The organism is Paenibacillus sp. NRS-1760, from assembly GCF_050467785.1.
GTDB lineage: Bacteria > Bacillota > Bacilli > Paenibacillales > Paenibacillaceae > Pristimantibacillus.
Map to the genome: position 1 here is coordinate 462,588 of NZ_JBITPK010000008.1, position 26,849 is coordinate 489,436.

28 protein-coding genes are annotated in these 26,849 nt (G+C 46.1%); all 28 read left to right on the forward strand.

The features are described from left to right. Window positions 1–62: 62 nt before the first annotated feature. The 28 genes from upp to ACIFSR_RS09315 all read left to right on the forward strand — a co-directional run bounded on the left by upp (window position 63) and on the right by ACIFSR_RS09315 (window position 26,409). The gene (gene upp / locus ACIFSR_RS09180; protein ID WP_076266260.1) at window positions 63–692 is read left to right on the forward strand and encodes a uracil phosphoribosyltransferase; all 630 of its coding nucleotides are present in this window, start codon (window positions 63–65) and stop codon (window positions 690–692) included. 38 nt (window positions 693–730) lie between these two features. Beyond that, window positions 731–1,879 (forward strand): non-hydrolyzing UDP-N-acetylglucosamine 2-epimerase, encoded by a 1,149-nt coding sequence (gene wecB, locus ACIFSR_RS09185; RefSeq protein ID WP_054025466.1) that lies wholly within the window; start codon window positions 731–733, stop codon window positions 1,877–1,879. 190 nt (window positions 1,880–2,069) lie between these two features. Then, entirely contained in the window at window positions 2,070–2,303 is a 234-nt protein-coding gene (locus tag ACIFSR_RS09190) for an AtpZ/AtpI family protein (RefSeq protein WP_076266259.1), read from the forward strand. Then, a complete protein-coding gene (locus tag ACIFSR_RS09195) occupies window positions 2,296–2,664 on the forward strand; it encodes an ATP synthase subunit I (RefSeq protein ID WP_076266258.1) in 369 nt (122 codons plus the stop codon). Before ACIFSR_RS09190 ends, ACIFSR_RS09195 begins: the two co-directional genes overlap by 8 nt. A 22-nt stretch (window positions 2,665–2,686) precedes the next feature. Further along, entirely contained in the window at window positions 2,687–3,451 is a 765-nt protein-coding gene (atpB, locus tag ACIFSR_RS09200) for a F0F1 ATP synthase subunit A (RefSeq protein ID WP_339205410.1), read from the forward strand. Between the two features lie 76 nt (window positions 3,452–3,527). Further along, window positions 3,528–3,743, forward strand: coding sequence for a F0F1 ATP synthase subunit C (atpE, locus tag ACIFSR_RS09205; protein WP_053373757.1), 216 nt, complete (start codon window positions 3,528–3,530; stop codon window positions 3,741–3,743). A gap of 85 nt (window positions 3,744–3,828) precedes the next feature. After that, window positions 3,829–4,311 carry a F0F1 ATP synthase subunit B gene (gene atpF, locus ACIFSR_RS09210; protein WP_339205409.1) on the forward strand — a complete coding sequence of 161 codons (483 nt, stop codon included), beginning with the start codon at window positions 3,829–3,831 and terminating at the stop codon, window positions 4,309–4,311. Further along, window positions 4,308–4,847 carry a F0F1 ATP synthase subunit delta gene (locus tag ACIFSR_RS09215; RefSeq protein WP_339205408.1) on the forward strand — a complete coding sequence of 180 codons (540 nt, stop codon included), beginning with the start codon at window positions 4,308–4,310 and terminating at the stop codon, window positions 4,845–4,847. Before atpF ends, ACIFSR_RS09215 begins: the two co-directional genes overlap by 4 nt. Window positions 4,848–4,872: 25 nt before the next feature. Then, window positions 4,873–6,387, forward strand: coding sequence for a F0F1 ATP synthase subunit alpha (atpA, locus tag ACIFSR_RS09220; RefSeq protein WP_076266254.1), 1,515 nt, complete (start codon window positions 4,873–4,875; stop codon window positions 6,385–6,387). A 143-nt stretch (window positions 6,388–6,530) separates the two neighbouring features. Further along, a complete protein-coding gene (gene atpG, locus ACIFSR_RS09225; protein WP_054025458.1) occupies window positions 6,531–7,391 on the forward strand; it encodes an ATP synthase F1 subunit gamma in 861 nt (286 codons plus the stop codon). A gap of 78 nt (window positions 7,392–7,469) precedes the next feature. Beyond that, the gene (atpD, locus tag ACIFSR_RS09230) at window positions 7,470–8,873 is read left to right on the forward strand and encodes a F0F1 ATP synthase subunit beta (RefSeq protein ID WP_076266252.1); all 1,404 of its coding nucleotides are present in this window, start codon (window positions 7,470–7,472) and stop codon (window positions 8,871–8,873) included. Between the two features lie 24 nt (window positions 8,874–8,897). Further along, the gene (locus tag ACIFSR_RS09235) at window positions 8,898–9,296 is read left to right on the forward strand and encodes a F0F1 ATP synthase subunit epsilon (RefSeq protein ID WP_076266251.1); all 399 of its coding nucleotides are present in this window, start codon (window positions 8,898–8,900) and stop codon (window positions 9,294–9,296) included. A 302-nt stretch (window positions 9,297–9,598) separates the two neighbouring features. Then, window positions 9,599–11,821, forward strand: coding sequence for a methyl-accepting chemotaxis protein (locus ACIFSR_RS09240; protein ID WP_430056859.1), 2,223 nt, complete (start codon window positions 9,599–9,601; stop codon window positions 11,819–11,821). Between the two features lie 158 nt (window positions 11,822–11,979). Further along, entirely contained in the window at window positions 11,980–13,593 is a 1,614-nt protein-coding gene (locus ACIFSR_RS09245) for a spore germination protein (protein WP_430056861.1), read from the forward strand. Continuing rightward, window positions 13,590–14,846 carry a Ger(x)C family spore germination protein gene (locus ACIFSR_RS09250; protein WP_430056864.1) on the forward strand — a complete coding sequence of 419 codons (1,257 nt, stop codon included), beginning with the start codon at window positions 13,590–13,592 and terminating at the stop codon, window positions 14,844–14,846. Before ACIFSR_RS09245 ends, ACIFSR_RS09250 begins: the two co-directional genes overlap by 4 nt. Before the next feature lie 9 nt (window positions 14,847–14,855). Next, complete coding sequence (locus tag ACIFSR_RS09255; protein WP_430056866.1) at window positions 14,856–15,098, forward strand: hypothetical protein; 243 nt, start codon at window positions 14,856–14,858, stop codon at window positions 15,096–15,098. 5 nt (window positions 15,099–15,103) lie between these two features. Next, a complete protein-coding gene (locus ACIFSR_RS09260) occupies window positions 15,104–16,339 on the forward strand; it encodes a GerAB/ArcD/ProY family transporter (protein ID WP_339205403.1) in 1,236 nt (411 codons plus the stop codon). Window positions 16,340–16,475: 136 nt separating this feature from the next. Further along, window positions 16,476–16,790 carry an NADH-quinone oxidoreductase subunit A gene (locus tag ACIFSR_RS09265; RefSeq protein WP_256710814.1) on the forward strand — a complete coding sequence of 105 codons (315 nt, stop codon included), beginning with the start codon at window positions 16,476–16,478 and terminating at the stop codon, window positions 16,788–16,790. Continuing rightward, a complete protein-coding gene (locus tag ACIFSR_RS09270; RefSeq protein ID WP_076266244.1) occupies window positions 16,775–17,293 on the forward strand; it encodes a NuoB/complex I 20 kDa subunit family protein in 519 nt (172 codons plus the stop codon). The genes ACIFSR_RS09265 and ACIFSR_RS09270 overlap by 16 nt, the downstream gene beginning before the upstream one ends. After that, on the forward strand, window positions 17,290–17,931 hold the full coding sequence (locus ACIFSR_RS09275; protein WP_430056869.1) for an NADH-quinone oxidoreductase subunit C: 642 nt from the start codon (window positions 17,290–17,292) through the stop codon (window positions 17,929–17,931). The genes ACIFSR_RS09270 and ACIFSR_RS09275 overlap by 4 nt, the downstream gene beginning before the upstream one ends. A gap of 7 nt (window positions 17,932–17,938) precedes the next feature. Then, window positions 17,939–19,039: an NADH-quinone oxidoreductase subunit D gene (locus tag ACIFSR_RS09280; protein WP_430056872.1), complete on the forward strand. Its 1,101-nt coding sequence runs from the start codon at window positions 17,939–17,941 to the stop codon at window positions 19,037–19,039. Continuing rightward, window positions 19,039–20,055 (forward strand): NADH-quinone oxidoreductase subunit NuoH, encoded by a 1,017-nt coding sequence (gene nuoH / locus ACIFSR_RS09285; protein WP_339205400.1) that lies wholly within the window; start codon window positions 19,039–19,041, stop codon window positions 20,053–20,055. The genes ACIFSR_RS09280 and nuoH overlap by 1 nt, the downstream gene beginning before the upstream one ends. A 16-nt stretch (window positions 20,056–20,071) precedes the next feature. Further along, a complete protein-coding gene (gene nuoI, locus ACIFSR_RS09290; protein WP_054025448.1) occupies window positions 20,072–20,521 on the forward strand; it encodes an NADH-quinone oxidoreductase subunit NuoI in 450 nt (149 codons plus the stop codon). After that, window positions 20,522–21,037 (forward strand): NADH-quinone oxidoreductase subunit J, encoded by a 516-nt coding sequence (locus ACIFSR_RS09295; RefSeq protein ID WP_076266240.1) that lies wholly within the window; start codon window positions 20,522–20,524, stop codon window positions 21,035–21,037. A gap of 4 nt (window positions 21,038–21,041) precedes the next feature. Continuing rightward, entirely contained in the window at window positions 21,042–21,344 is a 303-nt protein-coding gene (gene nuoK / locus ACIFSR_RS09300) for an NADH-quinone oxidoreductase subunit NuoK (protein WP_339205398.1), read from the forward strand. A gap of 8 nt (window positions 21,345–21,352) precedes the next feature. Further along, window positions 21,353–23,224, forward strand: a complete 1,872-nt coding sequence (gene nuoL, locus ACIFSR_RS09305) for an NADH-quinone oxidoreductase subunit L (protein WP_430056877.1) — start codon at window positions 21,353–21,355, stop codon at window positions 23,222–23,224. Further along, a complete protein-coding gene (locus ACIFSR_RS09310) occupies window positions 23,221–24,852 on the forward strand; it encodes a complex I subunit 4 family protein (RefSeq protein ID WP_339205396.1) in 1,632 nt (543 codons plus the stop codon). Before nuoL ends, ACIFSR_RS09310 begins: the two co-directional genes overlap by 4 nt. Window positions 24,853–24,855: 3 nt before the next feature. Beyond that, complete coding sequence (locus ACIFSR_RS09315) at window positions 24,856–26,409, forward strand: NADH-quinone oxidoreductase subunit N (protein WP_430056880.1); 1,554 nt, start codon at window positions 24,856–24,858, stop codon at window positions 26,407–26,409. The last annotated feature ends 440 nt before the right edge of the window (window positions 26,410–26,849 follow it).

Sequence of the window (26,849 nt, forward strand, 5' to 3'; positions counted from 1 at the left end):
TATACGGGATTGTGTGAAGACTACTATACAATAACAACAACAAACGGGAGGAATACCGCTCCATGAGCAAAGTAATTATTTGCGACCATCCGTTAATTCAGCATAAGCTGACTTTTATTCGGAATAAAGAAACGAATACAAAAGATTTTCGGGAATTGGTTGATGAAGTTGCAACATTGATGTCTTACGAAATTACGAGAGAAATACCGCTTGATACGATTAAGGTGCAGACGCCTGTAGCCGAGACGGATTCGAAGGTTGTATCCGGAAGAATGCTTGGGCTTGTGCCTATTTTGCGCGCTGGTCTTGGGATGGTTGACGGTATATTGAAGCTGATTCCATCGGCAAAGGTAGGGCATATCGGTCTAGCGAGAGATCATGAAACGCTCCAGCCTAAAGAGTATTACATTAATTTGCCTACAGATGCACCGAATCGTCTGCTTATTGTTATCGATCCGATGCTTGCTACGGGCGGCTCTGCTATCGCAGCGATCAATTCACTGAAAAATCATAATTGCGATCAAATTAAATTAATGTGTCTTATTGCTGCTCCGGAGGGCGTGAAGGCTGTTCAAGAAGCGCATCCTGATGTCGATATTTATATCGCCGCACTCGATGAGCGTCTGGATGAAAGAGGCTACATCATCCCTGGTCTAGGCGATGCTGGAGACCGCATGTTCGGAACAAATTAGCACAGTGTCGTATGAAATGATAATAGGAGTGGAATCTTTTGTCTAAACTGAAGGTAATGACTATTTTTGGAACACGTCCGGAGGCAGTCAAGATGGCGCCGCTCGTACTCGAGCTCCAGAAGCGAGAGGATGAAATCGAATCGATCGTTTGTGTAACTGCGCAGCATCGCCAGATGCTTGATCAGGTACTCGATTTTTTTGAAATTCATCCAAATTACGATTTGAATGTGATGAAGGATCGTCAAACGTTAACGGAGACGACTGTTCGCGTGCTAGAAGGGCTTGATCCTGTTCTAACGCAAGCGAAGCCTGATATCGTGCTTGTTCATGGCGATACACAGACAACGTTTCTTGCAAGTTATGCAGCGTTTCTTAAGCAAATAAAAGTTGGCCACGTTGAGGCGGGGCTTCGTACTTGGAATAAGCTTTCTCCGTATCCGGAAGAAATGAATCGGCAGCTTGCCGGCGTGCTCTCAGATGTGCATTTTGCTCCGACAGAATGGTCGGCCAACAATTTACGCAAAGAGAACAAGTCGGATGCTGCCATTTATGTGACTGGGAACACCGCTACTGATGTATTCCAATATACGGTGGATGAGTCTTTCTCGCATCCGGTCATCGACTGGGCTAAAGGGAAACGGATGATTCTCATGACAGCACATCGTCGTGAAGCGTTAGGAGAACCGCATCGCAATATTTTCAGAGCGGTGAAACGAATCGCCGACGAGCACGAAGATGTGGTAGTCGTGTATGCGGTCCACCCGAATCCTGCGGTCAGAGAGCCTGCGAATGAAATTTTGGGCGATCATCCGCGTATTCGCTTGATTGATCCGCTGGATGTATTCGAGTTCCATAACTTCTATCCGCATGCCTTTATGATCATGACGGATTCCGGCGGTTTGCAAGAAGAGGCTCCATCGTTTGGCGTGCCGACTCTCGTGCTTCGCGATACGACAGAGCGTCCAGAGGGCATCGAAGCAGGAACGCTAGAGTTGGTAGGTACAAATGAGGAGCTGGTGTACAGCAGAGCTCATGCACTGCTAACCGATTCTCAGCTTTATTCTCGCATGAGTCAAGCTGCTAACCCTTATGGGGATGGCACCGCTTCCGAGCGTATTGTAGATGCGATCTTGCATCATTTTGGCAGACTAAAGGATCGTCCTGTTTCGTTCACAGAACGTTCATAGATTACACAGGAGTGATGAGCTGAGAGGCGAATGTACAGCATACAGTAGTACTGTACGGTTTCCGGGACGCACAACACCTTATGTATCAAGGGTTTTGGTCGATCAATTCACCAAAAGTTTGCAGTGATTTCAATTGACAAACGTGTTGTGGCTTGGATAAAATAAATGAGGATTGACAGGGGTATGAACCATGAATAAAAAGGACAGAAGGGACAATCCACTGCTCGCAGCCGGACTAGTCGGCGCACTCGGATTGCAAGTCGCTGTATGTATCTTTTTAGGCTATTGGATCGGCTCTTCTCTCGGGAACCGTTTTGGGGACGCGAAGGGATGGACGCTCGGTGGCATACTGGTCGGTCTGGCTGTCGGACTACTCTCAGCCATTCTGCTTGTTAAGAAGGTTATGGAGGACGCCGATGGATAAAATAATGAAGACAGCATTACGTACGCTTATTTATGCAATGGCGGTATGCCTAATTGTATGGGCTTTCTTGCCGGACTGGCGTACGGTGTCTCTCGGTCTTCTTGTGGGATTGGCAGCAAGTTCCATGAATGCGTTTTTACTAAGACGCAGAGTAGAAATGGTCACCCTAGGAGCAGCGGGGGTTGGACCACGCAAGAGAGGTCTTGGTCTAGGAAACCGCATCGCAACAGTGTTGCTGGTTGCCATGATCGCCTATCGTTTTCCGGAGGATCTCAGCATGCCGGCCGCGTTAGCTGGCTGTATGGTCATGCCGTTTATTCTTTTGGTAGCAGCATATATTCACAATAAACGACAATCTTAGCGGAAAGGGGTGAAAATTTTAGATGCATGAATTTCCGGTGATGCCACTGGGGCCGTTTAATATTGACATTTCGACCTTGGTAGCACTTGTGGTTTCAGTCATTGTGACGTTCTTGATCGCTAAGCTGGCTGTTCGCAACCTTTCGGTGGACAACCCTTCGAAGATGCAGAACTTTTTGGAATGGGTCGTTGATTTCGTTCAAAACTTTATTTCAAGCACAATGCCTGCAAAACGAGTCAGACCGTTCATTTCTTTAGGAATGACGCTGATTATGTTCATTTTCATCTCCAACCTGCTCGGTTTGCCTTTCGGTATCGTAACCGAAACTAGTACTGTTAATGAAAATATCGGTGTTACGCAGGAATTATTGGATGAGAAGCATGGTCATGTTGAACTTGCTTGGTGGAAATCGCCAACTGCTGATATTTCAGTAACGGCAGGGTTAGCGCTTATCGTATTCGTAATCGTCCATTTCCTTGGTCTGAAACAGAATAGAAAGCACTACTTGAAACATTATTTCCATCCTTACCCAATATTCTTCCCAGTTAACCTTATTGAGACAATCGCTAAGCCAGTAACACTTGCGCTTCGGTTGTTCGCTAACATCTTCGCAGGTGAAGTACTGATTGCAACAATCCTGATGATGGGCTGGATTGGTACGCCATTCCTGGTTGCATGGCAGGGCTTCAGTCTTTTTGTAGGCGGTATTCAAGCTTTCTTGTTCACGATTCTTACGATGGTATATATTTCACAAGCTGCCATTCACGATGAAGAGGAAGCACATTAATTTTCGCTTTATGCCTTAATTCAACATTGAGGTTGGTTATACAAAAAAACAACAATTTTCGAGGAGGATTTTAAAAATGGAATTATTAGCAGCAGCTTTGGCAGTAGGTTTGGGTGCAGTTGGCGCGGGTGTAGGTAACGGTATGATCGTTAGTAAAACAGTTGAAGGTATCGCTCGTCAGCCTGAACTTCAAGGTAAATTGCAAACAACAATGTTCATCGGTGTAGGTATCGTCGAAGTTGTGCCTATCATCGGCGTAGTTATCGGCTTCTTGGCTTTCTTCCAAGCTTAATAACTGAAATTGGCGGGGAAGGCCTTAGCCCTCTTCGCCTTCGTTATGATTAAGACAATATTGTGGTGAGAAAGGAGCGGCATCTATGTCATGGGTTTGGGAATCTACAGTAATCGCAATGGTTGCGTTTGGTGTTTTGTACTGGTTACTCAATAAGTACGCATTTGGCCCATTATTCGAAGTAATGGAGAAGCGCAGACAGCTTGTGCTTGAACAAATGAATACAGCTGAGAACAGTCGTAAAGCGGCTGAGCAGCAAATGGAAGAGCAGAAGGCTGCACTCCAACAAGCTCGCAAAGAAGCTTACGAAATTATTGAACAATCCAGAACAACGAGCTCGAAGCAAGCAGACGAGATCGTTCAAACAGCAAAAACAGAAGCATCCCGTCTGAAAGACGATGCTCTCAAAGATATCGAAAGCGAGAAAAACAAAGCAATTGCAGCGCTTCGTACTGAAGTTGGCGGCATCTCCGTAAAAATCGCATCGAAAATTATTGAGAAGCAAGTGGATGAGAAATCACAAGAACAGCTTGTTGGTCAATATTTGAAAGAAGTTGGAAATAAATGAGCCGCGATGCAGTCGTAGCGAAGCGCTACGCTAAAGCACTGTTCGAGGTTGCACAGCAGCAAAAGGTTGTTTCAGAGGTTCAGGAGCAGCTTAAGCTGATCGTGCAAGCTCTTGAGCAGGACGCTGACATTGAAAAGTTCCTGTCTGTTCCAAGTATTGCTCCAGAACAAAAGATTGCCGTTCTAAAAGCAGCATTCGGTGATCGTGTATCTTCACTGGTATTCAACACCGTACAAATTCTTATTACTCGCAGACGCCAAGATATTATTGCTGAGGTTTATGCAGCATATACGAAGGTTGCGGGAGATTCGCTCGGTCAAGCACATGCTACGGTTTATTCCGCACAAGCTTTGTCTGATGCTGAGCTTGCTAACGTAGCGGCGCAGTTCGGACAATTGACTGGCAAAGCTATTATTGCTGAGCAAATAGTAGAACCTTCATTGCTAGGTGGCGTACAAGTACGCATCGGCGACCGTCTTTATGATGGAAGCTTGTCCGGCAAGTTGGAACGTTTACAAAAATCGTTTAAAATCTAATGCACTGTAGATAGGGGTGAACGAATTGAGTATCAGACCTGATGAAATCAGCACGCTGATTAAACAACAGATCGAAAATTTTAAATCCGAAATTCAAGTCGTAGACGTCGGCACCGTAATCAATGTCGGTGACGGTATCGCCCGCGTACACGGTTTGGAAAATGCGATGCAGGGTGAATTGCTCGAATTCTCAAACGGTGTAGTCGGTATGGCTTTGAACCTCGAAGAAAGCAACGTCGGTGTCGTTATCCTTGGACCATACACGGATATTCGCGAAGGCGATCAAGTTAAACGTACAGGCCGTATCATGGAAGTACCTGTCGGCGAAGAGCTTCTTGGCCGCGTAGTAAATCCACTTGGACAGCCACTAGATGGTAAAGGTCCAATCAACACGACTCAATTCCGCGCGATTGAATCTCCAGCACCAGGCGTAATTGACCGTAAATCGGTTCATGAGCCTATGCAAACAGGTATGAAAGCTATCGACGCAATGGTACCAGTAGGCCGCGGACAACGTGAGCTTATCATCGGTGACCGTCAAACGGGTAAAACATCCATTGCAATCGATGCAATCATCAACCAAAAAGGCAACGGCGTAAAATGTATTTACGTTGCTGTTGGTCAAAAGCAATCCACTGTTGCAAACGTAGTGGAAACACTTCGTCGCCACGGTGCTCTTGAATACACGATCGTAGTAACTGCTGGTGCATCTGAGCCGGCTCCATTGCTCTTCCTAGCTCCTTATGCTGGTTGTACAATGGGTGAGTACTTCATGTACAAAGGCGAGCACGTTCTTGTTATCTACGATGATCTATCGAAACAAGCCGCTGCTTACCGTGAGCTTTCCCTATTGCTTCGTCGTCCACCGGGTCGTGAAGCATACCCAGGTGATGTATTCTACCTTCACTCCCGTTTGCTAGAGCGTGCGGCTAAACTAAGCGACGCTAGAGGCGGCGGTTCAATGACGGCATTGCCATTCATTGAGACGCAAGCATCAGACGTATCGGCATACATTCCTACGAATGTTATCTCGATTACAGACGGTCAAATCTTCCTAGAAGCAGATCTGTTCTACTCCGGTCAGCGTCCAGCGGTTAACGTTGGTATCTCTGTATCCCGTGTAGGCGGTTCCGCTCAAATCAAAGCAATGAAAAAGGTTGCTGGTACGCTTCGCCTGGATCTTGCGGCTTACCGTGAGCTTCAAGCGTTCTCGCAGTTCGGTTCCGACCTTGACAAATCGACGCTAGCTCGCCTTAACCGCGGTGCGCGCACGATGGAAATCCTTAAACAAGACGTTAACAAGCCGATGCCTGTTGAGAAGCAAGTTATCTCAATCTTCTCTGCTGTTAAAGGTCATTTGGATGAGATTCCAGTTGGCGATATCCTTCGCTTTGAGGAAGAGTTCCACGCGTACCTCGATTCGAACAGCCCTGAAATTGGCCAATCGATCCGCGATACTAAGGATCTTGTTGCTGACAACGAGAAAGCTCTCGTTGAAGCTATCAATAAATTTAAGAAAAGCTTCTCTGTATCGGCATAATTAAGCATATACGGGTGAAACTTATACCTTCTTATAATCCAATATAAATCGAAGCCCGTTCTTTATGTTCGGGCCTAGATAACTTTCTCCACCAACACCAGGCTTTGGAGCAGGTCCAAAGCAACAAAGGCGGGTGAAACCAAATGGCAAAAGGTATGCGCGATATTAAACGCGAAATCAAGAGTAAACAAAATACGAAGCAGATTACGAAAGCAATGGAGATGGTTGCCGCTTCCCGCCTAAGAAAGGCACAAGAAGCAGCGCAAGCATCACGCCCATATGCTGAGAAGCTGAAGGAAGTTGTAGCAAGCATCGCAGCTGGCACTAAAGATGTGAAGCATCCGATGCTAGAGAAGCGTCCAGTGAAAAAAACGGGTTATCTCGTTATTACATCGGACCGTGGACTAGCGGGCGGCTACAATGCGAATATTCTTCGTAAAGTAACGCAAACGATTCGAGAGAATCATAAGTCGACGGATGAATATGTATTGTTCGTTATCGGACGGAAAGGTCGCGACTATTTCCGCCGCCGCAATATGACAATCGTTGAGGAAGTTATCGGCTTGCCGGATGCTCCTACATTCGCAGACATTAAATCGGTTGCTTATTCAGCCGTTAATATGTTCTCAGAAGGCGCTTATGATGAGTTGTATTTGTACTATAACGAATTCGTTAATGCGATTACTCAAGTGCCGACAGACGTACGTTTGCTGCCTCTTGCAGAAGTAGGCGGGAACACGGCTGTCACATCGTATGAATACGAGCCATCACCGGAGGGCGTGCTTGAAGTGCTGCTGCCTAAATATGCGGAAACGCTCATTTACAGCGCAGTTCTAGACGGAAAAGCAAGTGAGTTCGGGGCACGTATGACTGCCATGGGAAGCGCGACGAAAAACGCGACGAAAATCATCAACCAATTGACGCTCACTTACAATAGGGCGCGTCAAGCAGCGATTACACAAGAAATTTCCGAGATCGTTGCTGGGGCAAATGCTCAATCTTAATATATACACTGCAAGGGCCAGGCGCTTGCGATAAGCTGACCGGCGTGCAGTTACAAGAAGGAACCAGGAGGGAAAACCATGAAAAAAGGACATGTTGTATCCGTCATGGGTCCGGTCGTAGACTTAGAGTTCGAACGCGGCAATTTGCCGGAAATTTTGAACGCTGTCAAAATCGAGCAAAAGGGCGAAGCAGGCGGCATTGATATTAACTTGACGCTTGAAGTAGCCGTTCACCTCGGTGACAATAAGGTACGTGCCGTAGCTATGAGTACGACAGACGGTCTTGTACGCGGTATGATTGCCGTAGATACAGGCGCACCTATTACTATTCCGGTTGGTGCTTCTACGCTTGGTCGCGTATTTAACGTGCTAGGCCAACCGATTGACGAAGCTGGCGATGCTTCATCGGTAGTTAACCTTCCGATTCACCGCGCAGCACCTGCTTTCGACGAATTGTCCACGCAAGCGGAAATTCTTGAAACAGGAATTAAAGTAATCGATCTTCTCGCTCCATACGCAAAAGGCGGTAAAATCGGCCTCTTCGGCGGCGCGGGCGTAGGTAAAACGGTTACGATTCAAGAGCTTATCAACAACATCGCACAAGAGCACGGCGGTATCTCCGTATTCGCGGGTGTTGGTGAGCGTACTCGTGAAGGTAATGACCTTTACCACGAGATGAAAGATTCCGGCGTACTAAGCAAAACAGCGATGGTATTCGGACAAATGAATGAGCCGCCAGGCGCACGTCAACGCGTTGCTTTGACTGGTCTGACAATGGCTGAGTATTTCCGTGACGAAGAAGGAAAAGACGTACTATTGTTCGTCGATAACATCTTCCGTTTCACACAAGCAGGCTCCGAGGTTTCGGCCCTTCTAGGCCGTATGCCTTCCGCGGTAGGTTACCAGCCAACATTGGCAACTGAAATGGGTCAATTGCAAGAGCGTATTACGTCTACGAAAAAAGGTTCGGTTACTTCGATCCAAGCGATCTATGTACCTGCCGATGACTATACGGATCCAGCTCCAGCAACGACGTTTGCCCACTTGGATGCCACAACGAACTTGGAGCGTAAAATTTCCGAGATGGGTATCTTCCCAGCGGTTGATCCACTCGCGTCTTCTTCACGTATCCTAAGCCCATCTGTTTTGGGTGCAGAACACTATAACGTAGCTCAAGGCGTTAAGAAAATTCTTCAGCGCTACAAAGAGCTTCAAGATATTATCGCAATCCTTGGTATGGATGAGCTAAGTGAAGAAGATAAATTGACCGTGTCTCGCGCACGTAAAATTCAACTATTCCTTTCTCAACCGTTCCACGTTGCTGAGCCGTTCACAGGAACTAAAGGTAAATATGTACCTGTAAAAGAATCGGTTCGCAGCTTTAAAGAAATTCTCGAGGGCAAACATGACGACCTTCCGGAAGAAGCTTTCCGATATGTTGGTGTGATTGAAGAAGCCGTGGAGAAAGCCAAAACGCTTTAATAGCGAAAGGCGGGAGGAATCCACATGAGTTCTTTTTTAGTAGAGATTGTAACACCTGAGCGTAAAGTATACGCAGAGACTGCTAATATGGTTAGTGTAACAGGCGTTGAAGGTGAGCTTGGCATATTGCCAAATCACATTCCACTTGTCACACCGCTTCGTATTGCACCTGTCGTTATCAAACGCGGTAATCAAGTAGATGTAGTAGCAGTTAATGGAGGCTTCATCGAAGTACGCAAGGATAAGATCGTTATTCTTGCTGAGAGCGCTGAGCTTGCAACTGATATTAACGTTGAACGTGCAGAAGCCGCTAAACAGCGTGCTCAGCAGCGTCTTGCTGCGAAGCAAGACCAAGTTGATTTCCGCCGTGCAGAGCTTGCTTTGCAGCGTGCGATGAATCGTCTGCATATTAAACACAAATAAGCAACAACCACCAAAGCACTGTCAGCGCCTTTAAGGCGCTGGCGGTGCTTTTTTTTATAGGAATAGAGAGGTTAGATATAAAGATAGCTTATATGTAACATATTCTTGTCTAAATGAAAGTGAGTGCTGAATTCGAATGTCAGGTTGATTCGAATATTCGTGTTTCACCCCCTAATTGGTGTTATGTATTCTGAAATATGCGTATTTTCGACAAAAAAACTAATTATTTGTATATAATTCCCTCTAATATATGTTAATATAGTTAACATCATAGACGATGAGAATAGCGGGGGGAGAATCATATGTTTGATTGGCTAGGTATGAAAGTAGGGTTTCCGCTCTGGGTTTCATGGCAATTGAATAAAGATATGAAAACAGATGTCGAGCAAAGCTTCGAGGGGATTGCGGAGACGCGTAAGGAATTGCTAACTTCATGGGCAATGGAGTATTGGAATTACATCGATCAATTGGGCGGCCAACTGACGGAGCTCCTCGCTCCAAACAAAGATTTTACTACTTCTACTGAACAGTCGCATATAGAACGATTATTTGAAAGAACATATGCTCGAGCGATCGATATAACCGAGCTGTTTTTACTCGATGTGAAGCAAACTGTTATCAGTTCCACACATAGGCCGCATATTGGGACAATCTATCAGGAAGATAGCAGCTTGCAGCTTGGACTGAGCTACACTAAGCAGTTGAGCAGCCCTCGTCGATGCTTGTTTGGGCCTTATAGTGATTCTCTCACCTTAAAGCTAGGAGCTCGTTCCTCCTCTTTTCATGACAAAATGACTCTATTATTTATGCTTCCAATTACGGTAAATGGCAGCTTTGCTGGGACGTTGTGTGCGCGTGTGCCGAATGATGTATTAGGAGATTTAATTCAGCGGGAATCGGGCCATGTCTATCCAGATTCGGGTGATAATTATATCTTTATGGCGAAGGCAGGCTTGAATACTCATATAGCGCCAGGGACGGCTTTATCTCGAAGCAGGTTCGAGGATCGAACCTTCACACATGGTGAAAATCTCAAGGATGGCGTAACAACCGATTGGGGCAAAGTTTCGATCAAGGAGCATACAGAGCTTGAAATTGTCTTTAATGATCCGGCAACTGGACAGCTTCATCCTGGGGTTGCGAATACCATTGCAAGCGACAGCAATCTATTCGTTGAATATCCAGGTTATTCGGATTATAGGCATATATCGGTTATTGGCAAGGGAGTGACCTTTCAGCTGCCGCATTGTCCGGATAAATGGGGGATGATGTGCGAGGGTGACTTAGAGGAAGTATACCGCATTCGCAGTATAGGCTGGAGACAACGCAAGCTGCAGCTTATATCGATTACAAGTGTTAGTATTTTGTCGGCATTGCTTATGTTATTTATTGCCGTTCATGCTCCAATCTGGGTGACTGCAACAGCGGCAGGTTTATTCAATCTTGTATTTGGATTGTTATTCAGTTTTGCCTTTCAAAATAGGGAATCGAAGCGTGTCGTATCGCATCTGCGCCAAATTAATCGTTTTATTCGCATAAATGCAGAAGGAAAGGGAGATTTGACGCAGCGCTTGCAGCTTAATCATTTTGATAATGATGAATCAAAAGAATTAGCAAAATGGATAAATAATATGATAGATTCCTTGGAAGGCATTATGCTGCAGGTTAAGCTTGCCTCCTCTGATGTTCTATCCAGCCAGTTTGTCCTAAACGAATCAGCGGCTGTCACTTCAGCTTCAACGGAACGAGTCAGCGGAAAAGTATCTGATATGATTGGAAGCATTAGATTGCAATTGAAGGATATTGATATGGCGAAGGATGCTGCAGGCGATATGCAGGCAACGCTGAAACAGATCGAAGAGCAGGCAGCTGGACAAATTGAGGTAGCCAAAGCCGAGGTTGATCGCATCGGGGACAAGATGTTTCACATTTCTGCCAAGGTAGGGGAAACCAACGGAACCATCCATAAATTTATGGATACGGTACAAGAAATACAAGGGGTCTTGCATGTCATTGAAGAAATATCTGCACAAACGAATTTATTAGCGCTTAATGCATCAATCGAGGCAGCGAGGGTTGGCGAGCAAGGCAGAGGTTTTGCCGTTGTGGCATCGGAAATTCGCAAGCTTGCCGATATGACCAAAAAATCGACCGAGGAAGTGCATGAAATTACTCGTCACATTTATGATGAAGCGAAACAAGCGTACGCCTCTATGGATGAAGGTACTCGCGTAGTTGAGGAGGGCAATCAGCTTGTAGCAGCCGCTGCCAGTACGCTTGCTTTAGCACATGCCGAGGATCATCGCAAGACGCAGGTCGTTGATGAGGTCGTGCAGCTAATGGAGAAAATCGCACTGGTAAGCAGAGAAAACCGGAAGATTTCTTCCGATGTAGAGAGCAAAGTGCAAGAGCTCATTGGCGAAATGACGAATGTGAGACAAACCTCTCAGAGTGTGGAGTCTATAACGACGCTGCTTCAGCAGCTTGTTGGCCAGTTTAAGCTGACGGAGTCGCGAATAAGATAATTGAACGAGATAGGGTTGCAGAAGTCCGTGTAAACGGAGCTGCGGCTCTTTTTTTATGCGATGCATTCTTTAATCAACTAAGACTCAATACATAATTATGCCATGGAAGAGTTATCCTAAGCATCAATCCGATTATGCAACAGAAAGGAGATGGGTAAATGTTCCGAACCTATAAGCAGGGCAATGGCAGCGCTGGCAACAAGGCTGATAAGCGCATAACCAAAGCGGAGATGCATGAAAAGGAGCAGCTTCAGCCTTTTGCTGAGAAGGCCCTTTCCACTTCCCTGGAGCAAAATATGGAGACCATGAAGCGTGAGCTGGGTGAGAGTCAGGATATTATTTATCGTGAGCTGACGTTAACGGATAGAGGCCACACGAAGGCGCTAGTTGTTTATGTACAAGGGATGGTTGACGATGAACGCCTTGACCATTTTGTCATTCAACCGATGCATGGAGGCGAATACCCGGAGGAGGCTAATTTAGAACCTGCTGAGCTGCTTGCATTTATGAAAAACAATTTGCTCTCAACCGGTATTATTAATGATTTATGCGATTGGAAGCTATTGTTTCAAAAATTGTTTATGGGCTATTGCGTCATCATGATAGAGGGTGCAACTCAGGCAATAGGAACCAATGTAGTAGGGGGAGCAAGAAGAAGCGTAGAAGAACCGAAAACCGAGATGGCCATACGTGGTCCTAGGGAAGGGTTTACGGAGTCGATTAGAACAAATACATCGCTGATTCGCAGGAAGATACGAAGTCCGAAGCTGTGGATGGAGCAATGGACGATCGGAGAAATTTCACAAACTCCCGTATGCATCATGTATGTCAAAGATTTGGCGGATGAGAATGTGCTTAAGGATTTAAGAGAACGTCTGGAAGAAATACAAATTGACGGCATACTTGAATCCGGTTATATCGAGGAATTAATTACGGATCAGAAGTGGTCGCCGTTTCCTACCATCATGAGCGTAGAGCGGCCGGATGCTGTAGCAGGCAATTTGCTTGAAGGCCGAATAGCGATTTTTGTTGACGGGACGCCATTTGTTCTGATCGTACCTACAATTTTAAATATGTTTTTTCAGGCTTCAGAAGATTATTATCAGCGGTTTGATATCGCGACTTTTCTGCGGCTGCTTCGTTTTGTATCCTTTTTAATCGCATTGCTTATGCCGTCGATTTATGTCGCAATCGTTGGATATCATCAGGAAATGATACCGACTCAGCTGCTGCTAAAGCTTGCAGCACAGCGGGAGGGCGTGCCTTTTCCTGCCTATTTGGAAGCTTTTATTATGGAGTTTGTATTTGAAATATTACGGGAAGCCGTTGTACGAATGCCTAGTGCTGCGGGTAACACGATATCAATCGTTGGAGGTCTTGTTATCGGACAGTCGGTCGTAGAGGCGGGAATCGTCTCGCCAGCCGTAGTTATCGTCGTTTCCTTCACAGCGATTGCCAGTTTCGTATCTCCTAACTACAGTCTTGGAATTGCGGCTAGGCTGCTGCGCTTTCTGCTGCTTCTAGCAGCGTCGACACTCGGTTTTTATGGAATTGGATTAGTTGTGCTGCTGCTTCTGCTGCATTTGAGCAATTTAAGATCGTTTGGCATGCCCTATATTAAACCATTCGCTCCTATGTATTTAAAGGATATGAAGGATACGCTGGTTAGGGCGCCACTTTGGATGATGCGTGAACGGCCAGAGAAGCTTGCTTCGAGAAATAGAGTTAGACAAGACATTGAAACGGAGCATAGGAAGGAGCCGCAGCAATGAGCCATGGCAGCGTCAATGCAAGGAAACGGATATTTTCAATTAGGAAAATAGGACGGAAGCTTATTCTTGTATGGACAGCATGTATGCTGGCGCTATTAAACGGCTGTTGGGATTTACGATATTTGGACAAGCTTGGCGTCGTATACGCCATAGGAGTTGACGATGACCCAACAGGAAAAAACAAGCTTCAGTTGACCGTTCAGGTCGTATTGCCCCAAAACGTTGCAGCGGAAACCAAAGGGGCCATTGGCGGCACCGCGGTGACGACGTTTACGGAAAAAGGGGATACCCTGTTTGAGGCGATAAGAAAAATGTCGACAAAAACATCTAGACGGCTTTTTTTCTCCCACACACAAATGCTGATTATTAGTGAGAGTATGGCTAGAAAAGGTATCTACCCCTTAGTTGACTTAATTGAGAGAAACCCGGATATACGCACTGATATTTCGGTTCTTGTTACACGAGGCGTGAGAGCGGAGGATTTGCTTCAATTAACGACTCAAATGGAGTCTATTCCTGTTAATCAGCTTCGGGAAATAGTTGAAGTCAATCAGTCTGCGTATGCGTCGAGTTATGTCGTATTAGTCAAAGATTTAACGAGACTATTGGGAAGAGGGAAGCAGCAAGCTGTATTGCCTTCTATTCTGATAGAGGGAAGTGAGGAGATGGGACATTCAAATGACAATTTAAACAGCATTCCTGCAAAAGCGATTCCAGTGCTGTCGACGATGGCTGTTTTTCGCGATGGCAAGCTTGTTGGTTATTTGAAGTCCAAGGATTCAAGAGGTCTATCTTGGCTTCAAAATAAAGTGGAGAGCACTGTCGTAAAGCTTGGATGTCCGGAGTCAGAAGGGGAGCTCATTGTTGAGGTACAGGATACGGCGACCGTGTATAAGGTTAAACAAGATCCGGATGGTCATCCAATTATACAGGTCCATATTAGTGTAGTGGGTGGAATTCAAGAAATCATGTGCCACGGCGTCAACATCACGGAGGAAAGTGTACTGATCAAGGTCGGCAAAATGACAGATAAAGCGATTGAGGAAGAGGTAGCGGGCACGATCAATAGCGTACAGAAGAAATTCCACACGGATGTATTAGGGTGGGGAAAAGAGGTTTACTTTCAAGAGCCGAATATTTGGAGGATAATCGAAGCGGACTGGGAAGATATATTCCCTCAAGTGAAAAGCGAAGTTATCTGTACGACTCAAATAACAGGCTCAGGTGTACGGGGCGAATCTATATCGAAATGAGTGGGTAGTATGATTTCTCTCATTGTCCTCTTCTTATTTTCCGTTATGGTTGGAACGGCAATATGGAGAAGGAACAGCAAAAATAACCGCCAGCGTGAAGGGGGCTGGGCTTTGGTTATTTTGATCATAGGGGTGGGAATTATGACGGCAAAGCAAATGCATCTACCGATACCTAATCCGGCAGATTGGATTACAGCTATATTCTCACCCGTGTATAAACCTATATTAAAGTGGATCGAGCAGGGGGCATAGCATAGATGAGCAAATTTGCGGGAATAAACAATGCCGAAATCACATCGGGGCAATGCGCCAAAATATTGTTTTTATTTGCACTCGGAAGTGCAGCGCTCATATTGCCAACAATGGTGACGTCGATTGCCAAGCAGGATGGTTGGATTTCAATGCTGCTCGCAGGACCGTTTAATTATTTCATACTGCTCATTTATCTAGCGCTTGCTGATCGTTTTCCAAAGCTGACCTTAGCGCAATACTCAGAAAAGCTGCTGGGGGTTTGGCTCGGAAAGGTATTGACTACCCTATATATTTTTTATTTCTTATTGTTAAGCGCATTGGTACTGCGCAATATATCCGATTTTTTGAATTTATCTGTATTGCCCGAGACACCGGAGTGGTTCATCAACCTCACTTTTATGATTGTTGTTGTATATGGTGTTCTTTTAGGCATTGAGACGATTGCGAGAACGGGTGAGATTTTATTTGGATGGGCTGCCTTAGTTATTGGGATTGTTCTCCTTGCTTTGTTCAATCAATTTAATTTTCAAAACTTTGAGCCTTTCTTGTACGACGGCTGGGTAAGGCCGATTAAGGGGATCTATCCGATTCTCGGGTTCCCTATTGCGGAATTCGTGTTTATAACGACGATTTTCCCGCTTGTACGTCAGGAGGACCGCAAAAAATTAAGAAAAAAACTGAAGCTTTCTGTTTCCGCCATTACTTTTGTAAGTACGCTGATTACGATTTTTTTGGTTGCTGTAATGGGGGTGCAAGAAGCGGGTAGAAGTCCGTTTGCCGTCTATGATATGGCGAAAAACATTAATATCGAAGAGATATTGGTGCGTGTTGAAATATTAGTTGCGATGGTTTGGATTGGAACGGTCTTCATGAAGCTTGCACTTTGCGTTTATGTACTGACGGTCTTAACGGCTCAAATGCTTAAGCTTTCTACCTATCGTCCATTGGTCATTCCCTATGCATTTGTCATTGTGCCTATATCGCTCATGATATATCGAAATGCGGCTCATGCGCATGAGTTTGGCATAGGAGTATGGACGGTTTACAGCTTGCTGCATGGTTGTGCTATACCGTTATTGCTGCTGGTGGTAGCCGTTGTTAGAGGAAAAAAAGATACGAGCGACGGACGGTTTCAAGATGAACAGAAGTCCAGCAGCCGCAGGCAAAAAGGGAATGACGCAGCAGAAGGGGAATCCGATATAACGAACAAGGAACCTGCCTTGGGCACAACTCCATCATAGACGGCGGTGGAAGCATTTGTTATAATTGTGAGGAAAATTGACCAAGCGGCTACCTACTCAAATTTACGGAGGCGATCGTGTGGAACACTACTCCAATAATTATGTCGTCGTGGCTATTTTTATCGTGCTTGGCATTATGCTTCCCGTCGTTGCATTAACTGTAGGAAGACTGCTAAGGCCGAATAAGCCAAGTGAGCTCAAACAAACCACCTATGAAAGCGGAAATGAGCCGGTAGGTGAGGGACAGGTCCGTTTTAACATCCGCTATTACTTGTTTGCACTAATGTTTGTCATCTTTGATGTAGAAACCGTTTTCTTATATCCTTGGGCCGTCGCATATAATAAGCTCGGCTTATTTGTGCTAGTCGAAATGTTGATTTTTGCGGGAATGCTGCTTATTGGTCTTCTATATGCCTGGAAAAAGAAGGTGCTGAAATGGAATTCAGTTTAGAATCAATTTCGTTAGAGGAACGCAAAGAGCTGGAACGCAATGTATTTATGGGCACCTTGGAGCAATTGAAGGCTTGGGCAAGAAGCAACTCGTTATGGCCGCTCACATTCGGTCTTGCTTGCTGTGCGATTGAAATGATGGGAACGGGCGCATCGCATTATGATCTGGATCGTTTTGGAGTGATGTTCCGAACCTCGCCGCGACAGTCTGACGTGATGATTGTGGCCGGTACAGTGACGAAGAAGATGGGTCCCCTTTTACGCAGGCTTTATGATCAAATGCCAGAGCCGAAGTGGGTTATTGCAATGGGATCCTGCGCAACGGCTGGCGGACCTTATATTAAATCCTATTCAGTCATTAAAGGCGTCGATCAGATCGTACCTGTTGATGTGTATATTCCGGGCTGTCCGCCTAATCCGGCCGCGCTGATCTATGGCATTAATAAACTGCAGGAGAAAATTCGCTATGAAGCGAAGACTGGGAAGCGGGTGACCAGTCGATGAGCGAAGAGGATAAACCGGTCGCAGAGACGCCTCCCGTAGACCCGGAGAAGGAAGCCAAGCTGAAGGCAGCTGCGGAAGCACGCGCTGCGAGAGCGGCAGCAAAAGCTAAGGCCGAAGCGGAAGCGAGTGAAGCAGAGCCGGAGCAGCCGAAAGCACCTTCGCCAAGGCAGCCTGAGCTTGATGCCATAGTCGCGCTTCTGAAGCAGGAGGTAGCAGAAGCAGCGGTTGAGGATGCCTATGTAAATGAACTGAATGGCGATATGCCGATGATTATCTTACGCAATGAACACTGGCGGGAAGCTGCAAAGCTGCTTAAGGAGCACGAGCAGCTTCAATTTAATTATTTACGTAATGTGTCAGGTGTCGATTACGAGACCCACATAGAAGTGGTATATCATATGATCTCGCTTGGAACCAAAAGAGAGGTCGGAATTAAGATAAAGACAGAGCGGGAAGCATCAGCCGTCTATTCGGCAACACCAGTCTGGGCAACAGCGAATTGGAATGAACGTGAAATTTACGATTTACTGGGAGTTGATTTTCCTGGACACCCCGATATGCGGCGGATTATGATGCCTGATGATTGGGTGGGCCATCCGCTGCGCAAAGATTATGAGTCGATAGATTCGGAGGTGTAGGCAGCCCTTGATTCGTACAGAAGAACTGCTCTTAAATGTAGGTCCTCAGCATCCAAGCACGCATGGCGTATTCCGGATTATCGTTAAGCTCGATGGTGAAGTCATAACCGAAGCGACACCTGTTATGGGTTATTTGCACCGAGGCACCGAGAAGATCGCGGAAAACTTGAATTTCACGCAAATCATCCCCTACACCGATCGAATGGATTACGTCTCTGCAATGACTAATAATTATGTTCTCGTGCATGCAGTGGAAACGATGATGGGGCTTGAAGTACCGCAGCGGGCGGAGTATCTCAGGCTTCTCGTTATGGAACTGCAGCGTATAGCTAGCCATCTAGTATGGTGGGGAACTTATCTGCTTGATATTGGGGCAATGAGTCCGTTTCTTTACGCATTCCGTGACAGGGAAATCATTATCGATTTATTTAATGAGCTGTGCGGCGCAAGATTAACTTACAATTACATGCGAGTTGGCGGAGTGAAGTGGGATGCGCCTCCAGGCTGGCTGGACAAAGTGCGCGACTTTATTCCTTATATGGAGAATAAGCTGCAAGAGTATGATAAGCTCGTCAGCGGCAACGAAATTTTCCTTGCCCGCATTAAAGGGATAGGAAAATATGATGCGGTAACAGCGATTGATTATGGCTTATCTGGAGCCAACTTGCGTTGTACAGGTGTAGACTTTGATATTCGCAAGGCGGAGCCCTACAGCTTGTACAGCCAATTTGAATTTGACGTGCCGCTTGGAAAAGTGGGAGATTGTTATGATCGCTATCGGATTCGGCTGGAAGAAATCCGCCAAAGCTTGCGTATTTTGAAGCAGGCGCTCGAGCAATTCCCTTCTGGCGGGGAGACGATGGGGAAGGTTCCGCGCGCAATAAGGCCCCCTGCTGGCGAGGTGTATGTGCGGATCGAATCGCCGCGCGGCGAAATTGGCTGCCATATCGTATCCAAAGGCAAAGCAGAACCTTATAGGCTCAAATTCAGAAGACCGTCATTCGTTAATTTACAAATACTGCCGAAGCTGCTCGTAGGCGAAACGATGACAAACCTCATTACGATATTAGGCGGCATTGATATTGTCGTCGGGGAGGTCGATTGCTAATGCAGTCATGGCTTAACCAATCGCTAACTTGGGGAAATGCACTTGTGCTGTTCCTTTGGGCTGTCGTATTTTTATTCATTGTGCTTGGTTTCGTCACGTACGCCATTTATTTCGAGCGTAAGGTAATCGGGTGGATGCAGCTTCGCATCGGTCCCAATCGCGTAGGGCCCTTTGGCTTGCTGCAGACGGTAGCAGATATTTTTAAGCTGCTCATTAAAGAGGACACAATTCCGCGCAAGGCAGATCGGGCATTGTTCATTCTTGCACCTGCCCTAGCATACATACCGGCATTCTCCGTACTCGCTGTACTGCCTTATACACAAAACTTATATTTCGCAGATCTGAATGTCGGTTTGCTCTATTATGTAGCCCTTTCAGGCATCTCGACGCTTGCCATCGTGCTTGGCGGCTGGGCTTCCAATAATAAGTATGCACTCCTTGGGGGTATGCGCTCGGCGGCACAAATGATAAGCTATGAGGTACCGCTTGTTATTTCGGTAGTAGGCGTTATTTTGCTTAGCGGAAGCTTGAATCTGCGTGATATTGTAGCGGCGCAGGAAGGCGGCTGGTTTTGGAATTGGAACTTCATTCCTCAAATTATCGGTTTCATTGTCTTTATTATTGCAGCTGTGTCCGAGCTCAATCGTACGCCCTTCGATTTGCCGGAGGCGGAATCTGAGCTTGTTGCAGGTTATCACGTTGAATATAGCGGCTTTCGGTTTGCATTTTTTATGCTCTCGGAATACGTATACGTTTATGCCATTGCTGCATTAACAACAGTATTGTTTCTGGGCGGCTGGCACGCACCGGCGCCATTTCTTGATTTTGTACCGGGCATTATATGGTTTTTGCTCAAGTTTGCGTTTATTGTGTTTTTCTTATTTTGGATTCGTGCTACACTGCCGCGCATACGAGTAGATCAGCTTATGGGTCTTGGCTGGAAGGTGCTGCTGCCTGTGTCGCTGCTTAATGTGTTTTTAACGGCTGTATATTTAGAGCTGTTTATCAAGAACTAGCAAAGGGGAGAAGGAAATGAAAGGAATGCTGCAAGGACTGGGTGTAACGCTCAAATCAATGACGGCTCCAAAAGTGACCACCTCCTATCCTGATGTACCCTTTGTCATGCCGGATCGCTTCCGCGGTATCCAGCACTTTATCCCGGATTTATGTATCGTTTGCAACCAATGCGCACGCATTTGTCCAACCGACTGCATTACGCTGACCGGCAAACCGAACCCGGACCCTGATAAAAAGGGCAAGGTAATCGATACGTTTGATATTAATTTTGAAATATGCATCTTATGTGATCTGTGCACCGAGGTTTGTCCGACCGAAGCGATCGTTATGTCCAATCATTTCGAGCTGGCAACGTTCAGCCGCGATGATTTGTTCAAGGATGCAGAATGGCTGACAGACAATAATACACTTACTCGGCAGGACAATAACAATATCGGAGCGCCGGCCAAAGGGGGCGCAAAATAGTTGTTCAATATTGATTTTACAGGCGAATTTGTCGCTTTTTTTATCTTCTCAGCCATCATGATATGCGGCGCTGTCCTAATGATCAGCTTAGAGAAGGTCGTACATATGGTCATCTCTATGGCTGCTGTATTTCTAGGCTTAGCCGGAATGTTCGTGCTTCTGGAAGCTGAGTTTGTCGCATTTGTTCAGGTGCTTATCTATGCTGGAGCAGTCTCGATTCTGATGATATTCGGCATTATGATGACGAAGCATCAGCCAGGAGAGCGTGAGCCGGTGAAGCCGCTCCATGAAACGCTTGCCGCCGTAGGCGCGCTCAGCTTGTTTGGCCTATTGTTTTATGCGATCCGTTCAACAACTTTTCCAGAGCCGCAGTCTTTTCAAGCTGGAGAAGACAATACGATGGCAATTGGCGAGCTATTATATACAGGGTATGTGATACCGTTCGAGCTGCTCTCGGTGCTGCTGACGGTAGCATTTATTGGAGCAATCGTACTTGCCAAAAAGGAGGAGGAATAATTACATGCTTCCTTCCTATTTAACGATGGCGGCTATTTTGTTTTGCATTGGGCTATATGGCGCATTAGTGAAAAGAAATGCAGTCGTCGTACTGCTCTCGCTTGAGCTAATGTTGAACGCGGTCAACTTGAATCTTATTGCCTTCTCCAAATACGGTGTTGTTCCGTCATTGACGGGGCAAATTTTTTCATTATTTACAATTACAGTTGCAGCGGCAGAAGCGGCGATTGGGGTAGCTATATTAATAGCATTGTTCAGATTGCGCGGGACAGTTAATGTCGATGAGTTTGACAAAATGAGGAGGTAGCGCGGCGTATGAATATGTACTCACAGACGGCTTGGTTAATTCCGCTGTTTCCGCTGGCAGCATTCCTCGTTTTGACGGCGCTCGGTCGCAGCTATCGACGAGCGGGCGTTATCATCGGCTCGCTTGGATCATTTGGCGCCTTCGTTCTATCCTTGCTTATTATGATTGATCGACTTGGTACCAATGAAGTGGATTATAATTATTCCTTTGATTGGATTGCTATCGGAGATTATACGTTGAAGATTGGTTTCGAGGTGACCAACCTGACAGCGCTTATGCTGGTGGTCGTGACACTCGTCAGTTTTCTCGTGAATGTATACTCGGCCGGCTATATGAAAAATGATGAGCGAATAACTGTGTTTTTTGGTTATGTTGCCTTGTTCACATTTTCTATGCTGGGACTTGTATTATCCGATAATTTATTATCGCTTTATATTTTCTGGGAACTAGTTGGCGTATGCTCGTTCTTGCTAATTGGCTTCTGGTTTACATTGCCCAAAGCGCGAGCGGCGGCCAAGAAGGCATTTATTGTGACAAGAATCGGCGATGTTGGCTTGCTGATCGCTATTTTGCTCCTTTTCTGGTATATGCCGGATCATGCCCTTGATTTCACTACGATTCAAAGCGTATTTGATGGGCAATCAGGTGCAATTACGAACGGGATTACGACGTTGATTGCTTTGCTTATTTTTGTAGGCGCGATCGGCAAATCAGGCCAGTTTCCGCTTCATGTGTGGCTTCCTGATGCAATGGAGGGCCCGACACCGATCAGTGCACTGATTCATGCTGCTACTATGGTTGCGGCAGGCGTATTCCTTATTGCACGAACGTATGATATTTTTCAGGATTCTGCAGCTGCTATGGAGACCATCGCATATGTAGGCGGTTTTACAGCTATATTCGCTGCGACGATTGCACTCGTACAAAAGGATATTAAACGGATATTAGCCTATTCCACGGTCAGCCAGTTGGGTTATATGATGATGGCGCTCGGTCTGGGTTCCTTAACAGGCGGCATCTTCCACCTGTTCACGCACGCTTTCTTCAAAGCGCTGCTCTTCCTTGGTGCTGGCAGCATCATTCATGCGGTACATACACAGAACATTCATGAGATGGGCGGACTTGCCTCGAAAATGAAAGTGACGACATGGACGTTCGCGATCGGCGCTTTAGCGCTTGCTGGCATTCCGCCATTATCCGGCTTTTGGTCTAAGGATTTAATTTTGACGGTTGCTTGGGAGACGAATCCACTATTATTTATTGTAGGTTTGGCAGCCGCTTTCTGTACGGCGCTTTATATGTCTCGGTTGTTCTTCCTTGTATTTATGGGAAAACCAAACGAGGCCTCTTTACATGCGAAAGAATCACCAGTTTCGATGACGCTGCCGATGATCGTGCTGGCTGCTCTCGCCATTGTTGTCGGGTTTATTGAGACGCCATGGAACGGAGCATTTGGCTCATGGATCACCGATGAGGGAGAGTCGCTACATAAAAGCGGCATCGCCATTGTTGCATCCATTGCGGTTGGCCTTCTAGGTATTTATATCGGCTGGCTCATCTATGGGAAAAACAGTGTGAACAAAGATGTACTGCAAGAAAAAATGCCTAAGCTAGTCAAATTGCTGGAAAATAGTTATTACATCGATGAGCTTTATGCCGTTATCATAGTGAAGCCGCTGAAGCTGATTGGTTCTGCGCTTATGGCGTTTGATTCTTATGTCATAGGGGGGATTGTGAGGTTGACAGGCACGGCTGTTACCTCGGCTGGAAGAGTGGCTGCTCGTCTGCAGAACGGTCAAGTACAAACCTACGGTTTGGCAGCTGTTATCGGGTTCGTCATTCTTGTGGCTGCTATCGTTGGAAGGAGGTTCCTGCCATGAGCATCCTGAGTGACATTCCGATATTATCACTTATATTACTGGCACCGCTGCTTGGTATAATCGTTCTGCTGCTGCTTCCGAAGCAGCGCAGCAGCTGGATGAAGACAACGGTTGTCGTAACCACATTAGTTCCTTTGCTGCTCTCCTTGTGGCTTTATGCTGATTATAATAAGCAGCAGGGCGGGGCGGCATATGACGAGCAATATAGCTGGGTGGATGTGCCGCTAAATAAAGAGGTGCCATCGGGCGTATCTGAATTTAAGTTTACGTTTCAATATGAGCTAGGCATTGACGGCCTGTCGCTTCCGCTTCTGCTTCTCGCAACGCTCGTATCTGCAATGGCTGCACTTGCAGCAGTTCATATCAAGAAAAGGTGGAAATCTTTTTTTATATGGTTTTTGCTGCTGGAGCTCGGAATGCTTGGCGTGTTTCTAGCTCGTGATTTATTTTTGTTTTTTGTATTTTTCGAGATTACGCTTGTTGCGATGTATTTCTTAATCGGAATTTGGGGTTACTTCAATCGCGAGCGTGCAGCCAATCAGTTTTTAATCTATAACGGAATTGGTTCAGCCATTATGCTGATTGCGTTCGTTATTCTCGTGAACACGGCTGGCTTCCACGTAGATCAAGTAGGCGAACAAGTTAGCTTTATTTACAGCGGCAGCTATACAGACATTTTCCGCAACATGGCGGACGCATCCGCTTGGGTTAACCTGACTAATGAGCAGCTTGGTTCAATTAATCCATTCCAGTTGACGGATACGATGCAATGGGTGCTGTTTATTATGCTGCTAGTTGCCTTCGGCATAAAGCTTCCAATATTTCCATTCCATACTTGGATGCTTAAGGTGCACACGGAAGCTCCGACCTCGATTGTCATGATTCACTCCGGGATATTGCTGAAAATGGGCGCTTACGGATTACTGCGATTTGGGATTATGCTCTTCCCTGATCAAGCGCGACAATTTGCGACAGTGCTCGCTGTGCTTGGCGTCATAAATATATTGTATGGAGCGCTGCTAGCCTTCAGGCAGCGTGAGTTTAAACTAGTGCTTGCTTATTCCTCCATCAGCCATATGGGTATCGTATTGCTAGGGATAGCAGCAATAAATGAGATTGGCTTGCAGGGAGCTGTATACCAGCTCGTATCGCACGGACTCATATCTGCCTTGTTATTTCTGATCGTAGGCAGCATCTATGAACGAACGGGAACGACCGAGCTGCAAGAGCTGGGTGGGTTAGCGCGCTCTATGCCATTTATAAGCGGCGTACTGCTGACTGCGGGGCTCGCTTCACTCGGTTTGCCGGGCTTATCCGGTTTTATTGGGGAGTTTCTATCGCTGCTCGGCCTATTCGAGTCGAATCGCTGGTTGACTGCGGCTGCGGCGCTTGGCATTATTTTGACCGCTGTCTATATGCTTCGCGCTGTACTAAAGATTACATTTGGTCCACAGCGTGAGGCGTTTGGAGCATTTAAGGACGCAAGGCTAATTGAGGCGGCTCCCATGATTGTGCTGCTTGCATTCATTGTGCTTCTCGGCTGTTTTCCTTCCGTCCTTACGGATACTGTGCAGCATGGCATGGATAAGCTGTTCGGACAATTACTTGCATCAAGGGCGGGGGGATAAACCATGTACGAAGGCGTTTCATTTATACCACTGACATGGACGGATATGCGCTACCTTGCCCCTGAGTTTATGCTGGCCGCCATGTTTTTGTTTCTTGTTGTATTGGATTTGTTCTTGCCGAAGCGCGTGAACAGAAAATTTACAGGGTGGCTGACGTTAGCGGGCATTCTTGCATCGCTGCTGCTAGTCGTGCTCCGGATGTTGGATATGAATCAGGGCGGAGCATCTGCCGACTCTATCCATCTGCTAAGCAACAGCTACCGCATTGATGATTTCGCCAGCCTGCTGAAAATTGTATTTTTAACAGGTACTGCGCTTATCATCCTGCTCGCAATTGGATCGGATCGGGATGAAGAGGAGATAACAGACAAATCAGAGTATTTCTATTTGGTGCTTCCCGCGCTTATGGGCGCGATGATGATGGCTTCATCAGGTAACCTGGTTACGTTGTATATCGGATTAGAGCTTCTTAGTATTACAAGTTATGTATTGGTTGGCATTAGGCGCAAATCAACTTTGTCTGCTGAAGCGGCATTCAAGTATGTCATTACGGGCGGGATTTCCTCGGCGATGGTGTTGTTCGGCATGTCGTACATTTACGGCATAACCGGATCAGTCGATTTGGGTGTAATTGGGGATGCTTTGCCGCGGGCGATGCAGGATTTCAAAGCGCTTGCCTATGTGGGCTTCCTGTTTATGATTGCTGGATTCGGTATTAAGATTGCAGCGGCTCCGTTTCACGCATGGGCGCCTGATGTATATCAAGGAGCTCCAACGCCTGTGTCGGCTTTTCTAGCGGTCATTGCCAAAGGTGCTGCGCTGGCTGCTATATTTAGAGTTATGTTTAGTACTAGTTTATTCAGCGCAGCGGGAGAAGCGGCAAAAATATCAAATGATCTCTTCCTGGTCCTGCTGGTGCTGGCTGCCGCAGCGATGCTCGTCGGAACGACAGCTGCGCTTAAACAAAGGAACGTAAAGCGATTGCTGGCCCTGTCAGGAGTAGCCAATGCGGGTTACATGCTGGTGCCTATCGGTATTTCGATAACGATGGTTCATAGCAGCAACTTCTCTGAATTTGTTTATTATTTGGTTGCGTACTTGTTTATGACGATAGGCGCGTTTGCTGTCTTTACGGTAGTTAGCCGCGCATCGGGGCATGAGGAGCTGAAAAGCTTCGCGGGTATGTACTACCGAGCGCCTTGGACGGCAGCGGCTATGGTGGTATTTATCTTGTCTTTATCGGGCTTGCCGATTTCTGGTGGATTTTTTGGGAAGCTGTTTATCTTGCTCGGAGCAGCGAATGCTAAAGCTTATTGGCTCGTAGCTGTTATCGTCGTGAGCAGCGTCATTTCTTACTATTTCTACTTTGGCATTGTTCGTCAAATGTTCATGCGCAGCGGAGAAGAAAATAATGAAGTGCGAATATCTGGAGCAACGGGAGTTGTGATCTGGCTGTGTGCAGCAGCAACGATTGCACTAGGTATTTTCCCAGGACCGTTAATGCAATGGATTGATGCCATATTCTCGATCAAGGGCGATTTAATGATAATGGGATGAGCAGATTGTAGTAGAGTGATGCGAAGCATTCGTATTCTAAAGGTGTGAAAATAATAGGTCGTTTAAGTAGATGAGGAAATGATGTCTATTTAAACGATCTATTTTTTTGTTTACTCGATGAAGGGGATTTTCGAGGTGGCACAGGGGAAATAGAAAGTAGTTTATAAGCTAAAAAGCAGCATCATAGTTAAAGTTACTGTTAAGGACACAGACTGTAGCGGCAGTTTTAGATATGATGATAGTAATAGATGGACTATAGTCATTTCTATATTTATTTTCCTTGCATATAGCAAAAAGAGAAGAAGCTGTCTAACGCTGTTTTAATCAGGAATTACGAGCAGAAATATAATTCGGTGTTTCAGCGGAGAATGTTGCGGGTAATGTGCAGCAGGGGGAGTATAGGTTCATCGTATAGGTAGACATGAAGTACTATTCTATCT